The sequence below is a fragment of the Paenibacillus sp. FSL R5-0701 genome (assembly GCF_037973995.1).
Lineage (GTDB): Bacteria > Bacillota > Bacilli > Paenibacillales > Paenibacillaceae > Paenibacillus.
On the sequence record NZ_CP150230.1, the window covers coordinates 2,143,122 to 2,158,563 of the forward strand.

11 protein-coding genes and 1 pseudogene are annotated in these 15,442 nt (G+C 46.0%); 9 read left to right on the top strand and 3 right to left on the bottom strand.

Annotation, left to right across the window (positions count from 1 at the left end; translation table 11 throughout):
- The first annotated feature begins 53 nt into the window (after positions 1-53).
- On the top strand, positions 54-2,744 hold the full coding sequence (locus tag MKZ13_RS10020) for a LuxR C-terminal-related transcriptional regulator (RefSeq protein ID WP_339183708.1): 2,691 nt from the start codon (positions 54-56) through the stop codon (positions 2,742-2,744).
- Positions 2,745-2,837: 93 nt separating this feature from the next.
- Positions 2,838-3,758, top strand: coding sequence for an NAD(P)-dependent alcohol dehydrogenase (locus tag MKZ13_RS10025; protein WP_339183710.1), 921 nt, complete (start codon positions 2,838-2,840; stop codon positions 3,756-3,758).
- 109 nt (positions 3,759-3,867) lie between these two features.
- On the opposite strand, the gene MKZ13_RS10030 is transcribed toward MKZ13_RS10025, so the two are convergent.
- The 3 genes from MKZ13_RS10030 to MKZ13_RS10040 form a co-directional block, all read right to left on the bottom strand.
- Positions 3,868-4,164, bottom strand: coding sequence for a putative quinol monooxygenase (locus MKZ13_RS10030; RefSeq protein WP_221823222.1), 297 nt, complete (start codon positions 4,162-4,164; stop codon positions 3,868-3,870).
- A 97-nt stretch (positions 4,165-4,261) separates the two neighbouring features.
- On the bottom strand, positions 4,262-4,912 hold the full coding sequence (locus MKZ13_RS10035) for a nitroreductase family protein (protein ID WP_076209073.1): 651 nt from the start codon (positions 4,910-4,912) through the stop codon (positions 4,262-4,264).
- A 27-nt stretch (positions 4,913-4,939) separates the two neighbouring features.
- Positions 4,940-5,359 carry a MarR family transcriptional regulator gene (locus MKZ13_RS10040; protein WP_076209072.1) on the bottom strand — a complete coding sequence of 140 codons (420 nt, stop codon included), beginning with the start codon at positions 5,357-5,359 and terminating at the stop codon, positions 4,940-4,942.
- 442 nt (positions 5,360-5,801) lie between these two features.
- Between MKZ13_RS10040 and MKZ13_RS10045 the strand changes: the two genes are divergently transcribed.
- The 7 genes and pseudogenes from MKZ13_RS10045 to MKZ13_RS10075 form a co-directional block, all read left to right on the top strand.
- Entirely contained in the window at positions 5,802-7,799 is a 1,998-nt protein-coding gene (locus MKZ13_RS10045; RefSeq protein ID WP_339183713.1) for an AraC family transcriptional regulator, read from the top strand.
- A 51-nt stretch (positions 7,800-7,850) separates the two neighbouring features.
- On the top strand, positions 7,851-9,452 hold the full coding sequence (locus MKZ13_RS10050) for a helix-turn-helix domain-containing protein (protein ID WP_339183715.1): 1,602 nt from the start codon (positions 7,851-7,853) through the stop codon (positions 9,450-9,452).
- A gap of 108 nt (positions 9,453-9,560) precedes the next feature.
- Positions 9,561-10,532, top strand: a complete 972-nt coding sequence (locus MKZ13_RS10055; RefSeq protein WP_339183717.1) for an ABC transporter substrate-binding protein — start codon at positions 9,561-9,563, stop codon at positions 10,530-10,532.
- On the top strand, positions 10,533-11,345 hold the full coding sequence (locus tag MKZ13_RS10060; RefSeq protein ID WP_339183719.1) for a hypothetical protein: 813 nt from the start codon (positions 10,533-10,535) through the stop codon (positions 11,343-11,345).
- A 239-nt stretch (positions 11,346-11,584) separates the two neighbouring features.
- On the top strand, positions 11,585-12,106 hold the full coding sequence (locus MKZ13_RS10065) for a TetR/AcrR family transcriptional regulator (protein ID WP_339183721.1): 522 nt from the start codon (positions 11,585-11,587) through the stop codon (positions 12,104-12,106).
- Positions 12,107-12,225: 119 nt separating this feature from the next.
- Positions 12,226-13,185 carry an NAD-dependent epimerase/dehydratase family protein gene (locus MKZ13_RS10070; RefSeq protein ID WP_221823245.1) on the top strand — a complete coding sequence of 320 codons (960 nt, stop codon included), beginning with the start codon at positions 12,226-12,228 and terminating at the stop codon, positions 13,183-13,185.
- Positions 13,186-13,535: 350 nt separating this feature from the next.
- A pseudogene (locus MKZ13_RS10075) lies at positions 13,536-15,389 on the top strand (hypothetical protein); the annotation flags it as partial.
- Between the last annotated feature and the right edge of the window lie 53 nt (positions 15,390-15,442).

Below are 15,442 nucleotides of genomic sequence, written 5' to 3' on the forward strand. Positions count from 1 at the left end.
CGATATATGAAACGATACAGTTGCTGTTCGACCCTTGAATGGAGGTATGGCTCATGTATGCACCGATCTTATCTACGAAATTAACCATTCCAGTTCAGCGCTCCCATGTAGTGGATCGTCCCCGCCTGTATGTCCGTTTCGGCGAGGGGATGCACGCTAAACTCATACTGGTCTCTGCTCCTGCAGGATCAGGAAAAACACTACTAGTCAATCAATGGGTTAAGTTTTCTTCAATAGATACAGCTTGGCTTTCGCTGGAAGAAGCGGATAACGATCCTTCACGTTTTTTGACATATCTATGTGCTTCGTTACAGACGATTGTCCCCAAGCTTGCTGAAGGAATCATGGGATTAGTTCAATCTTCCGAACCGCCACCTATTGAGACCATTATTACATACCTTCTTAATGAAGTTTCTGAAATAACCGATCATTTTGTACTTGTTCTGGATGATTATCATCTCATGACTTCAGAAGTGATCCATCAAGCGCTTGTCTACTTACTGAGGCACATGCCCCCGCATATGCATATCGTCATGACTACGCGTCAGCAACCCAAGTTACCTTTGGCTCGACTGCGGGCAAAGGGGGAATTGATTGAAATACGTGGTAGTGATCTGCGGTTTACTTCTGCCGAATGTAGTGAGTTTTTGGATCGGGTCATGGGATTGAAACTTTCAGAGGAACATGCTGCTCTCCTTGAAAAACGAACAGAAGGCTGGGTTGCCGGGTTGCAGTTAGCGGCCTTATCCATGCAGGGTTCTTCTGATCCAAATCACTTTATGGAAACGTTCAGTGGCAGAGACCCATTTGTACTGGACTATCTAATGGAAGAAATATTACAAGGGCTAACCGAACAAGTACAGAACTTTTTGTTGAAAACGTGCATGTTGGATCGATTATGCGGTTCATTGTGTGATGCGATCTTGGATATAGATGAACCCAAGGAACATGAATCCGTTGATTTTACTGGACAGGACATGTTGGAGTGGCTGGAGCAAGCCAATCTATTCATCGTTCCCTTGGACAATGAGAGGCGATGGTATCGTTACCATCATCTGTTTGCAGATTTATTGCGTAAAAGAGTACACCAGAATTCAAATTATGCCGGCACAGCGGAGACCGATCTGTCTATTACTGAGATACATAAGCGAGCGAGTATCTGGTATGAGAAGCATCAAATGGAGCTGGAGGCTTTCAATCATGCTGTAGCTGCGGCAGATACTCATCGGGCATCGGATCTGTTGGAAGGTAAAGGTATGCCACTTCTTTTTCGCGGGGGTGCTGTTCCTGCCTTGCAATGGTTGAGGTCTCTATCCTCAGCAGAAATGGATTCAATACCTTCCCTATGGGTGATGCATGCGGCTGCGTTATTAGTGTCAGGACATATGATAGACGTCGAACCCAAATTGCAGTCTGCTGAACAAGTGTTACAAAATACCGAACCTGAAAAGGCCAATTCTGATCTCATCGGACATATCGCTTCAATCCGAGCCACGCTGGCTGTCAGCCGGCACGATGCGGATGCGATTATTACGGAGTCACTTCGAGCACTCAAATATTTGCATCCTCATAATCTCCCTATTCGTGCAGCAACAGCCTGGACATTAGGATATGCATACCAGCTTCAGGGAAGACGTGTGGAAGCCGAATTGTCCTACGAGGAATCATTAGCGAATAGTACCAGGATCGGACATCATATTATCACGATGATGGCGACACTGGGCGTGGGGAATATGCAGGAATCCAACAATCAGCTACACCTGGCGGCTGAAGCCTATCAGCAGGTGGTACATATGGCAGGTAAGCCCCCGCTACCCATTGCATGTGAAGCCTATTTGGGTCTGGCGCGAGTTCATTATGAATGGAATAACCTTGATGTGTCGATGTTGCACGCTCAACAGAGTGTGCAGTTGGCACATCAATTTGTCCAAACGGACAGGGTTGTTGCAAGTGAGTTATGGCTCGCCCGAGTGACGCTTGCGAAGGCGGATCTTCATCAAGCCGCTATCATGTTAGATAGAATCAACGAAAAGGCCCAACGGTTAAATTTTACAAAGGCGATCCCTGATATTACTGCTGCATACGTTCTTGTGTTCCTTCGTCAGGGCGATCTGAAAAAGGCAATACGATTATCATGGGACAGAAATCATGCGCTTAGTCAGACCAGAGTATTGCTGAAGCAGGGGAACACCTTGGGAGCACTTGGTATGATGGAATCCTGTCTTCACTTGGCCATAACCAAAGGCTTCAAGGATGAACAGCTCAAGGCAACAATCCTTCTGGCGGTTATCCATGAGGAACATGGAAATAGAACACAAGCTATCGAGCTCCTGACTGAGGCCATGATGATGGCAGAGCCGGCAGGCTTCATTCGTGTATTTGTAGACGAAGGTGTTGTCGTGCACAGTCTTTTGAAGAGTATGAGAGCACGCGGTGACTCACATTTATATCTGCTTCAATTACTGGCTGCATTTGATAAAGCTGAGGATAACAGAATAGAAATGATTTCGGAAGAGACAGAGGTATATCCGTACGTTTCTGAACTGCGAATTGATCCGTTAAGTGTGAGAGAGCTCGAAGTATTACATCTGATTGCGCAGGGAAGATCCAATCGGGAGATTAGTGAGATACTTCATATTGCACTGCCTACCGTGAAAGGACATAACCGGATTATTTTTGACAAAATGCAGGTGAAGCGACGAACCGAAGCCGTGGCAAAAGCACGTGAATGGAAACTCCTGTAACGGATGTATCTTTGAAACAATACTTTAGTATCTAGGGACCGAACCCACTTCCCGATATACTCATGGCAAACAGGAACATGTGGGGGGAAAGATATGAGAGCTATCATATGTACGAAGTATGGGTCACCAGATGTGTTGCAGCTTAAAGACATAGCGAAGCCATCACCCAAAGATCATGAGATTCAGATTAAAATACACGCAACAACTGTAACATCCGGGGACTGCAGAGTTCGTGGTTCCAATGTTCCGTTTCTGTACTGGGTACCGATGCGTCTTTTTTTGGGATTCCGAAAACCTCGAAATTCGGTCCTGGGCGTAGAGTTGGCAGGAGAAGTTACGGCGATTGGTAAGGAAGTAAAGCAATTTAAGTTAGGTGATCAGGTGTATGCCATCAATGGATTGTCTTTTGGTGCCCATGCTCAGTATATATGCCTCTCTGAAGAGGATCCAGTCGCTCTGAAACCGCTCAACGCAACGTATGAGGAAGCAGCAGCAATTCCGTTTGGTGGAACTACGGCCTTATATTTTCTGCGCAAAGGAAACATTAAACGGGGAATGAAGGTGCTCATCTATGGAGCTTCGGGAGCCGTAGGAACTGCTGCTGTACAGCTTGCGAAATATTTTGGAGCAGAAGTGACGGGGGTATGCAGTACAACGAATGTGGAATTCGCGAAGTCACTTGGTGCCGAGCATGTTATCGATTATATGAAGGAAGACTTTACAAAAACAAGTCAGCGGTATGATCTGATATTGGATGCAGTTGGCAAAATCTCGAAAGGTCAGTGTCGGCATCTATTGGCACCCAACGGCACATATGTCACTGTTGATGGGCAAGGCATCGCAAGGGTTACTGCGAAGGATCTGATGCTTCTTAAAGAGTTGATGGAGGCTGGTAAGATACAAGCGGTGATTGACAGACGTTATGCCTTGGAGCAAATTCAGGAAGCTTATCGTTATGTGGAAACAGGGCGAAAGAGGGGAAATGTCGTGATTGCGGTCAAACATGAGAACTAATTGGCAGTGTGTCGAACTTACTTTTCAAAGGAATGAAAAAGCCACCCTCGGTCATATGACCAAGAGCGGCTTTTTCACATGTTAGATACGCATGGCAGTTAATGAGCTATTATGCTTTAACTTGTTCTCCAGCAAATACTTCAACGTTCATTGGAGCGGCCATGAATGCTGCTGCTTGTTGAACAAAAGCTTGGAAATGCGCGCTTGTGTTGTGGGAAGCAGTAGCAGCTTCATCTTTCCACAGCTCGATCATCGTGTATTGTTGTTCGCGTTCTGTGCTTTTTGCCAAATCGTAGCTGATGTTACCTTCTTCTTGACGTGTTGCAGCAATCAGTTCTTTTGCAGATGCGAGGAATGCTTGCTCTTGGTCCGGTTTAATTTGCAGATGAGCGTGAATGATAATCATAATGTATAACCTCCATATGGTGTTTGTTTGGAATGTGTTAAGAATATATGCTTATTGACCCATTTAATCGAGACTTACAGGGAAACCGTCCCTGATATTATGCCCAAGTTGTGATGGTTTCTACAGGCAGACGGTAGGAAGGGTGACCTTCTTTGGCCGATTTACCGATCGAGATCAGCATAACGGGTTGATAACGCTCTTTGTCCATGCCAAATGCTTCTGCAATTTGATCTTTCTCATAACCACCAATTGGGTTGGTGTCATAACCATGAGCACGAGCAGCAAGCATCAATTGCATGGAAGCAAGGCCAGCATCGATCAGGTTAACGTCGCGAAGATCGGAAGCAGCCATCTTTTCGTAATAAGGCATTACAGTTTTGAGCTGCATATCCTTAATGTCTTGTGGCATATAACCAAGTTCTACAGCTTTACCAAAAATCTCATCCATGTATTCAACGTTGTTCATATCAATAAATACGCCAATAACAGCGGCAGAAGTCAACACTTGATTTTGATTAAATCTCGCAAGTGGAGCAAGCTTTTCTTTACCTTCAGCCGTATCAACAACCAGAAAACGCCAAGGCTGCAAATTGATCGAAGATGGTGCACGGGAAGCTTCGGACAGAATTTCTGTCATCTCTTCACGGCTGATTTTCACTTCAGGATCGTAAAGTTTAACAGAACGGCGACCGTAGGTAATTTCGTTAAAATCATTGGTTTTTTGGAATTTGCTTTGAATTGTACTCATGCATGGATCTCTCCTCTATATATGGGTTTAGAAATTGTTGTGCATACGTTCCAGAAGATCGGCGAGTGACTGAACTTCGTCTTCACTGAAATCCTGTAAAATCTGGTTGATAAAATTGGTCTTCTCTGCTTTGTAACCTTCAATCTGTTTCCGACCGTGGTCCGTCAAACGAACAAAAGTGACCCGATTATCTTCGGGGTTCTTGCGTCTTGTAACCATCAGGTCCGCCTCAAGCTGTTTCAAGTGGCGTGTAATCGCAGCACTATCAATGTTAATGATTTTCTGCAGCATGGATTGGTTAATCTCATCTACCTGATCCAGCTCATGCAGAATTTCGAAGCGAGAGGAACTGATACCTGTACAGCGTTCAAACTTGGGACTGATTTTGTTACCCAACACGTTCAACAGATTGATGATTTGTTCTTCTTTGGAAACAATACGTGTCATGACTAGACCTCCCGGGTGAATCTGAATCATGAACAACGGCGTATGTTAACCAATGATTAATGTTGCAGTATACAATGCCATTGCCTAATGATTATTTGTATGCTCTCGATCATTGATGTATCAATATTTGATGCGTCAATCATTGATGGCTCAATTAATATATCATGCCTTTTATGATTTTGCAACAGGTTAGAAAATGTTGCTGATTCTAGTGTTATTATCCCGCTATGTTACATTACAGTCCGTATATGTTGTCCAAATGGATAAGTTAATATTGATTGTTTATGTCATTGAGAATTGTTATCAATTAATTTATAATAAAATGAAATGTGCATCATGAGCGAAATTAACAGGCATTTCCTAACAGCAACAAGAAGGTATGTCGATGTAATATGGCGGGAGGGAAAGTACAGCGGATATGAATTTGAATGATCACATCAGGTTGTGGAATCATGTTTTTGTCAAAATACTGGATGTACGCCAGAACGCTTTGCATCCCGGGGAGAAGCTGAAGAACTATCAACTACCAGCGAGTACCTATCTATATATCACCGACGGGAGTGCACGGATACGAATGGATCAACACAGATACATCGTGGAGGGATTCCACATCATTCATGGAGGCAAACAGGCGAATTTAAACATGGAGACGGATTCGGGCGTGACGTATTATATGATTTTGTACAAAGCCATTCTGGCCTTGCCCTGTGGGATGGAAATTCAGCATCTGATGGACCATGAACGTCCGTTCCAGGACCAATACGCACTTGTACCAACCCGTCCGCTGCACCTGTATCAGTGTATGGAGGAATTAAAACAGGAGTGGGAACAGTCCACTAAGCTTGCAAAGTTACATGCCAAAACCTTATTTCATCAATGGGTATATTCTTTGTTGGCAGACATATACGAACAATCCATTCAGCCACATAAACCGGATACGGTCACACAGGCTATTGAATACATGAATGCTCATCTCCATGAGCCCATAGCTCTTGACGTAATGGCAGAAGCAATGGAATGCAGTGTGGGGCACTTGTCCAGGTTGTTCAAACAAAAGTTAAACATCAGTCCCATCCAGTATCTTGGACAGATCCGAATGGAGAGGGCAGCACATCTTCTGGTGCATACCCGTGCTACGCTGCAACAGATTGCAGAACAGGTCGGCTATCCGGATGCACATTCACTGAGCCGCAGCTTCAAAAAAATAAAAGGTCTTTCTCCAATTCGTTATAAAAAAGGAGTAAGCCAACGGTTTAACAAGTCGAACCAGACTTTGGTATTGAACAACAAGCAAGATTTGCCCAGTATAATGCAAGAAAATGCCCTTCATTCGTTACATTCCCATCTATATAATGATATTGATTATCAATATCAAAAGAATGTTGGAGGGGAATTAATAATGCAAGGAAAATTCAAAATGACAGCACTAAGCATGATGCTGTGTCTAACGCTATTGCTCACGGCCTGTTCCAGTCCGGCACCGTCTGCAAGTGGTACGCAAACAGAGACCAATGCGGCTACTACACAATCGGGTAACCAGACAACGGAGACAGGGAAATCGACTGCACAACCGGAGACGCGAACGGTCTCCACAATGAGGGGAGATGTGGTAATTCCGGCCAATCCCCAGCGTGTCGCTTCAGATCAATATATGGGGTACCTGCTGAAACTGGGCATTGTACCGGTTGGTGTAAGAACATTTATGTTGAACGAAGGATGGATTGAAAAGTCTGACATAGCTGCTGATGTTATAGCGGGTATTGAGGATTTGGGAGGAGAGTTCCCAATGAATCTGGAGAAATTAGTGTCACTTGAGCCGGATCTCATCATCGGTTCCATTGATAAAAATATTGAGGATTACGAAAAAATTGCAACGACCGTCTTTTTACCTTATTGGGAAGGCGATAAAACTTCTGGTCCACTGGAAAAGCTGCGCCGGATTGCTGGTGTTTTTGGTAAAGAGAAGGAAGCAGAGCAATGGATCACGACATATGAAGAGAATATCGAAGAGACTAAGAAGCAGATTGATGGTGTAATTAAAGAAGGCGAGACCGTATCCATCATTCAAATAGGATACAAAGCGTTGTATGTACTTGGTGCAGAAGGTGGGAACTATGGTAGTTCCACGATCTATGAGATGCTGAAACTGCCTCCTACTCAGCAAGCACTCGATATGAAGGATGGATTCGAGACGATCTCCCTTGAAGTACTGCCTGAGTATATGGGAGATCATATCTTCTTATATGGTTCGGGTAGCGAAGACGCCAAAGAGATCCTGAACAGCGAGGTGTGGAAACGTCTGCCTGCTGTGCAGAAAGGACAAGTTTACGCCTATGGTTCCTTGGATGGTACAGAGGATGAGTTCGTCATGGAAGATCCCTATTCACTGGAGTTGCAGTTAGATAGTATAAAGAATTTACTATTGGGAGCTAAAAAATAGAATTAATTTAGTTCACACAGAATCGGATCAGAACGGGGAGGGGACGTGAGCATGGAGGAAAATGATTGGATCAAACAACTGGAGCAACTACATTTCTCTGCTGTCCACGTCTGCCATTACTCTAGCAATCCGGGGGCTGTTCAGCGTCGGATCTGGAAAAGGTTCGCCATTTGCAGGGTCATCGCTGGCAAGGGATCTTTGTCTATGGATAACATTGTACATACGGTGTCTCAAGACGATTGTTTTTTGTTGAAGCCAGGAATGCATGTGGAGTTTCAGACGGATATGGAAGCACCTGTCCGATATCAGATCATTTTATTTTCCTGTGTTACACTTATCCGGCGTCGGAATGCTTGGCATACCGAGGCATTTGATCTCCCTGTGACGGGCAAGCTTAATGTTCCTTCCAATACACGTGATATTCAGGAGATGATGGATACCCTGGTGAGTGGAAAGTACTCCATCACGAGTCTGGAAAAGACGCGCAGGAAACATCTTTTGCATCAGTTGTTGATTCAATTAATAATGCACCTGAAAGAAGCAACTCCAGCTGTAGCAGGCATGGATCTGGCACTTGAATATATGACGCATCAGTATATGGAAAACATCCGAATGGATCAGATGGCCTGCATGGCAGGGCTTAGTGTGAATCATTTTATAAGAACATTCAAACGGCAACTCAATATGACCCCGATTGAATATATACTGAAACTACGTATGGCAAAGGCCAAGCAACTGTTATTTTCTTCAGATAAAATCAAGGAAATTGCGGAGCAAGTGGGTTATAAGGACGAGCACTATTTCAGCAGAGTCTTCAAGAAAAACGAAGGAATCGCCCCAACGTTGTATATGAAAAATAAAGTGAATCGCATTGCCACCTTGTATTACGGGTTGGACGATTATGTGATAACGCTCGGTTTGAGGCCAGTATCCGCTTTATCCTATGGTCAGAGGGTAGCTCGTCATGTTGCCGTACCTGCGCTTCAAGCACACAGTCATCAGGGACTTATTCTGGATAGCTTCAATCAGAACTATGATGATTTGAGGCGAGTCCAACCGGACCTGATCATTACAAGTGATCGTTTGGAGCCAAATGACTCCCTGCATCGGATCGCGCCTACCACCATGCTGGAGCACACCAACCATTTTGGGGAGAGGCTTCTGTATATGGCGGACATTATGGGCCGCACCGAACAGGCTGTACAGTGGATAGAACAACATGCTGAACTGAGCCGGGTTCTTCGAGGACGCATTCAATCGAGGTGGGGGAAACAGAGTGCCATGTTCATCCGGGTGACTTCTCATTTCTACCGAATGTATGGATTGAACAACCAGACAGGGGCGCTATTGTATGATGATCTGGGATTTTATTTGCCTCGTGATTTTCCGGAACAACAGTGGGCTGTAGAGAGTAAAGTTCGCGATTTGCAGTTATACGACGCGGATCATGTGTTTGTAATGGTCGATCCCACAGAAGAGGCACGTGCTCAACTGAGGCAATTACAGCAATGCAGTGCATGGTTGGCATTAAAGGCTGTTCAAGAAGGCCATGTATATAATGCAGGAGATATTTTTTTCAAAACGCTGGGTCCCACCGGACGCATGTGGGCCATGCGATATGTGGCAGAGCAACTTGGGGTTACCTTACGGTGATATTGTGCAAGAGAAGAGAGTGGAATAATCCATGGTAAGCCTGTACGCTTTTCCCTACTATAGTGATAATGATTATTATTATTAAATAGTAGAGGGGATTTACTACAAATGGTAAGACAGAGAGCAACAACGATGATACTGTTGACCCTGCTTGTGCTCGTTCTGACGGCATGTAGCAAGGCAACAGAAGCAACGCCTCCGCAACAGGATACGCCTGTGGAAGAGAGTGGTACACAAACGATTGAGCATCTTAAAGGAACAACGGTTGTACCGCAAAAAATAGAGCGTATGGTGGTATTATCTGCTGCTTACATCGATCACATGTTGACGATTGGTGAGAAACCAGCAGGCGTTAATGTAGAAGTTCGTTACGGAGGAGATTATTTGCCTTACTTTGCAGATGAGCTTGCCGGCATTCCAACGGTAGGGTCTGCAGACAGTCCTAACCTGGAGGCTATCCTTCAGATTGATCCGGATGTCATCGTTATTGAGAGTCGAACTGCGGAGAGTACGTATGATCAGTTGGAGAAAATCGCTCCGACGATTGTACTTGGTACTGAATGGCTGGATTTTGTTGATGATACAACATATTGGACACAGGATCTGTTGACCATTGCCGGGATGTACAACAAAGTGGATCTGGCAAAAGAAAAGATAGCCGAGGTAGAGCAGCAGGCGAAGCAACTAAAAGCGAAGATCGAACAACTGGATCAAAAAAAGTTGGCTTATCTGCGTGTAAGAGAGAAGACCTTACAAATTTACGCGGCAAAGGGACATCCAACCAACACACTTTTGTATCATGATCTTGGATTTGTGCCAACGACTGTGACACCTGCCGAACAACGTGAGGATTTGTCCATGGAGAAAATTGCAGATGTGGATGCTGATTTCGTAGTTCTGGAGATTGACCCGAATGCCGATGAGTATTTAAACAACATCAATGCAAGCTCACTCTGGAAGAGAGTACCTGCTGTTGGTACAGATCAGGTCTATACGACAGATTCCTTCTGGTTGTTTAAGGGCTGGGGAGCAATTGGGCGAAGCGAGATTATCAACGAAGTTGAAGATATGATTCAGTAGATGAAACGTTATCCAAGACATGATTATTCAGAGATGTTGGAAGCGTTACAGCAATTTTTTGTGACGACGATCCAAGCCACTTGTGATGATTCCAAGTATCCTTTCCGTGTGAAGGATCTGTTGAATGAAGAGAAACGAAACTTGATATTGCGTGAACAGGCTATGCAGCAAGGGCTTCAACTGGGCGGCAGAGGAAGTGCGGCTGTTGGTACACTTTTTGCCAAACGTTACTCCGTATTTGTTATGTCCATAATCTCAGCATTCAGTCTATACGATACAATACTTAGCATTGCAGACGATGATGTGCGGTTTGAATTGAATGGAGCAGGTGGCATGCGATATGCGACTCGGCTGGAGAGAACCTCTCTGGAGGCTGAAGATCCTGTTCAGCGCAGGTCAGAGAGTGGTTTGCTCAAGAAAAGAGTGCTGTTACATCTGGAACCTGTCCTGCGAGCGGTAGCCGTCGGAACAGGAGCGAGCGATAAGGTCATGTGGTCTCTGGTTGCGCATAATGTGCAACAATTGTATGCACGAATGATTAATGATCAGAGCATATGGAAGACAGATGAACGGCTTGCAAAGATTCAAGCAGATCAAAGCCTCTGGCTGGATCGGCAAAACGATAATGCATGTACATTTGCCAATGAGCTGCAGTGCTTCGAACATTCCAGTTGGCAGGGACCGCCGTTCCTGATACGCCGATATTGTTGTTTGGCATATCAGGTTGGGAGCGGCAGTCACGCACATGCATATTGTAACAGTTGTCCGAAACTGGATTCGGAATCCCGATTGCGCAAACTTCTCCAGCAGTGAACTAACAGACACTTTTGTATTGCATGGTACGAATCTGTTTCAGACAATCCGTGTTCTCTTCGGTTTCCAGTGGATAGAATCTATGATCGACAAGCTACACAACCTGCAGCGGCTTGAGCCAGCGTCTGCGGGTTTGTTGGCTTTGTACAAGTTCACGATACCTTTGCATTGAGGGATAGTATTCGTTATACTACAAGCTATTGATCAATTAATCACTAACTATGGGAGGACGAATTATCATGGCTAAAGATACAGCAGCGTCGGTTAACCGGCGAAATGATATTATCTCTGCAGCAATTGACGTCTTCGCGGAAATTGGCTATTATCGTGCGACCACAGCCCAGGTGGCTGAACGGGCACAGATCTCACAGCCGTATATATTTCGTTTTTTCAAAACAAAAGAAGCTTTATTATTAACTGCACTTGAGGTCTCATGGACACGGGTGATTGATTCGTTTCGAATTGTGGTGGAGACGGCGACGCCAGATCAGCTAGAGAATGATCTCATTGAAGCCTACGATAGGATTCTGGAATCTCACAAGAGCGAAATACTGCTTCAGATGCAGGCGCAAACGATCCAGGAAGAAGTTATTCGTCAGGCCATGCAAAAAGGCATGAGTGATGTAAGAGCCATGGTACTGGAAGCTTTCACAGTTGCAGGAATTGCCGAACCGCTAAAAAGAACCATGATTTTTCTGGCAATCGGGATGTTGTGTAATGTATCTAATGCACTGGATATGCCGGAGCTGAAGGAACGATAGAGAGGGAGGTAAAGTCCCTTTTTAAATTTTAGTTATTGATCAATCACTAATTATGGTTTATATTGTTTTCAGGTAAGTAATTGATCAATAACTAAATGGATGAAAGAGGTCGATCCACGATGAATAGAGCTATTGTGATTGGAGCCACAGGTGGAACAGGTGCAGCAATTACGGAGGAATTGATTAGACGAGGGATTTCTACGATCGCATTTGGGCGCTCCCGTCAAAAGTTGGAGCAACTTGCGGTAAAATTGGGATATCCGGATCACCTGTTAGACGCAGTTGGAGATGCATTTCGGTCGGAGGATATTATTGTTGCTTCCCAGGGTGCCGATGTCATATTTCATTGTGCGAATGTCCCTTATAACGAGATGGAGAGCAGGCTGATTCCGCTCGGTGAATCTGTGATGGCGGCGGCAGAACACTTGGGTCTGAAGGTGGTTGTTATAGACGGAATCTACCCTTATGGCAGAAGACAAATGAGCGAGGTAACGGAAGAACATCCGAAGCAGCCGCATACCCGCAAAGGCAAGACACGACTTGCCTATGAACAGATGTTATTCAGCACCAGATGGAGTAGAGCTCAGGTGATGATCGTTCGTTTGCCAGATTATTATGGCCCATCGGCTAATCAAGCTTCCTATCTGGGTTCAACCCTTGAAGCGATAGCAAAAGGAAAGATGGCTTTTTTTATCGGAAATATGAAGACACCAAGAGAGTATATTTATTTGCCGGATGCTGCGGTAATGGTGGTGGAGCTGGCAAGCAGAGAGACGACGTATGGACAGAACTGGAACATTCCTGGATCGGGGATCATCTCGGGTCATGACATCGTGCGATTGGCACAAAAGGCTGCAGGAAGAAGTAAACCTGTGATGGAGTTAGGAAAAATAGGGTTGTCGGTGATCGGACTAGGTGTACCCGTTATGAAAGAAATTGTAGAAATGTTATATCTGACCGAGGAACCCCTGATCTTGAGTAGACAGAAGTATGAGGAACGGATTGGCCCAGTTGTGGCAACATCTTTTGAAGAAGGAATTGCGTTGACGATTAAGGAGTTGGAGTTGCAGGGGGAGTAGAGGGGAATATATTTTTAGAAGAAAGTAATTGATTGATCACTAATTATAAAGGTTTCATAGGTATATTGAATAGGGGGCGCACAAAGCTAGTCCCGGGCATAGAGTGTACTATTGTAAAATGCGGAGAATCGACGTGGTGTACGAGGAGGGGGGATTTTCTTGTGAGCGGTATATCCAAAAGGAAACGCAAAATTTCCTCAAGTAGTACAGGCAAACGGAAAGCAAAAAAATCAAAAAAACACTCTATCCCAAAGAAGAAGAGTAAGTCTTGTAAGAAAAGCAAACGTAAATGCAAAAAAAAGAAAAATCACAGGATTCCTTTCCTTCGCGGCCCACGGGGGTATCAGGGAATGAGAGGATTCACTGGAGCAACAGGTGCTACTGGGTTAACCGGAGACCCTGGGTATCCCGGCATATGGGGAGCAACCATTTTAACAGGACGGACTGGAGTAACCGGAACCACGGGAAGTACCGGAATAACTGGAGTCACAGGTGCAACAGGTGCAACAGGTGCAACAGGAGCTACCGGACTGATGGGCACCACAGGTGTGACTGGTACTACAGGATTTACAGGTCCAACTGGAGTTGCAGGATTAGCTGGGGCTACCGGGTTCACTGGAGCAACTGGCCCAACTGGAGCGACGGGTCTAATAGGTATTATGGGTGCGACTGGATTAACGGGAAGTACTGGCGAAACTGGAACCACAGGCCCGTCCGGAGTAACAGGAACAACTGGTATAACTGGAACGACAGGTACTACGGGCGCGACCGGCCCAACCGGTGAGACAGGTATCACCGGAGTTACAGGCGCTACAGGATTTACTGGGGCGATAGGAGCAACGGGAAGTGCGGGTCCAACTGGAAATACAGGCATAACCGGCACGAAAGGGATAACAGGTGCGATCGGCGCAACTGGTGCCACTGGGGGGATTGGGTCTTCGGGAGTTACTGGAATTACGGGTGTAACCGGATCTACTGGAAGTACTGGTGAGACGGGGCTAACAGGAGTCACAGGTCCAACTGGTGTCACTGGCGTAACTGGCGTTACGGGTACAGCAGGTACGACTGGACTAACTGGCGTTACTGGAATTGCGGGCACAACAGGAACGACTGGAGTAACGGGTGCAACAGGTATTACTGGATTTATAGGTAGTACAGGTCCAACAGGGGTCACAGGAACGACAGGTGTGACGGGATCAACTGGCGCAACTGGAGAAATGGGGATTTCAGGTGCAACCGGAGTTAGTGGCACAACAGGAATTACCGGAGCTACCGGAATTACGGGTGCTACAGGAAACACCGGGACGACAGGTGTAACTGGAGAAACAGGGTTCACAGGACTAACGGGAGTTACCGGTCCAACAGGAACGACAGGGTTAACAGGGGTAACCGGAATCACCGGTGAGACTGGAACCTCAGGGATTACAGGTACAACTGGACTAACTGGCATTACTGGAACCACGGGTCTCACAGGCGTGACTGGAGCCACTGGTGCGACTGGGACCACAGGAAGCACGGGTACAGCTGGTGTAACTGGCCCAACAGGTGCGACTGGAGAAACAGGAAGTACAGGTTCCACGGGAGTAATCGGCGCAACCGGAACCACTGGTGCAACTGGAGAGACAGGACTAACAGGTATAACTGGAGCTACTGGAAGTACGGGTGCGACGGGAACAACTGGTGTTACAGGTGCAACCGGAGTTAGTGGCACAACAGGAATTGCTGGTGTAACTGGCGCGACAGGACTCACCGGGGTTACTGGTTCAACTGGTAATACCGGAGCTACTGGCATAACCGGGGTCACCGGCGAAACAGGGCCAACCGGCACAACTGGCTTAACTGGCGGTACGGGTACAATTGGTGTGACCGGAGCAACAGGCGTCACCGGAGAGACGGGTCTAACTGGGAGCACAGGAGCCACAGGAATTACTGGTGCAACCGGAATTACTGGAGATATAGGTCCAACAGGGGTCACAGGTACGACTGGCGTGACGGGATCGACCGGTGCAACTGGAGAAACGGGAATTACCGGAACCACTGGCGTTACTGGGGAGACTGGTCTAACAGGAGGTACAGGTGCAACTGGACTAACTGGTATTACCGGAACCACGGGTACAGCTGGTGTAACGGGCCCTACCGGTTCGACTGGCCCAACTGGTGAAATAGGACCAAGCGGCACGACTGGCTTAACTGGCGTTACGGGTACAATTGGTGCGAGCAACAGGCGTCACTGGAGAGACGGGTCTAACTGGGAGCA

Coding starts and splice junctions, on each gene's coding strand:
- MKZ13_RS10020 (WP_339183708.1), top strand. CDS start 54: ATGTATGCACCGATCTTATCTACGAAATTAACCATTCCAGTTCAGCGC.
- MKZ13_RS10025 (WP_339183710.1), top strand. CDS start 2,838: ATGAGAGCTATCATATGTACGAAGTATGGGTCACCAGATGTGTTGCAG.
- MKZ13_RS10030 (WP_221823222.1), bottom strand. CDS start 4,164: ATGATTATCATTCACGCTCATCTGCAAATTAAACCGGACCAAGAGCAA.
- MKZ13_RS10035 (WP_076209073.1), bottom strand. CDS start 4,912: ATGAGTACAATTCAAAGCAAATTCCAAAAAACCAATGATTTTAACGAA.
- MKZ13_RS10040 (WP_076209072.1), bottom strand. CDS start 5,359: ATGACACGTATTGTTTCCAAAGAAGAACAAATCATCAATCTGTTGAAC.
- MKZ13_RS10050 (WP_339183715.1), top strand. CDS start 7,851: ATGGAGGAAAATGATTGGATCAAACAACTGGAGCAACTACATTTCTCT.
- MKZ13_RS10055 (WP_339183717.1), top strand. CDS start 9,561: ATGGTAAGACAGAGAGCAACAACGATGATACTGTTGACCCTGCTTGTG.
- MKZ13_RS10060 (WP_339183719.1), top strand. CDS start 10,533: ATGAAACGTTATCCAAGACATGATTATTCAGAGATGTTGGAAGCGTTA.
- MKZ13_RS10065 (WP_339183721.1), top strand. CDS start 11,585: ATGGCTAAAGATACAGCAGCGTCGGTTAACCGGCGAAATGATATTATC.
- MKZ13_RS10070 (WP_221823245.1), top strand. CDS start 12,226: ATGAATAGAGCTATTGTGATTGGAGCCACAGGTGGAACAGGTGCAGCA.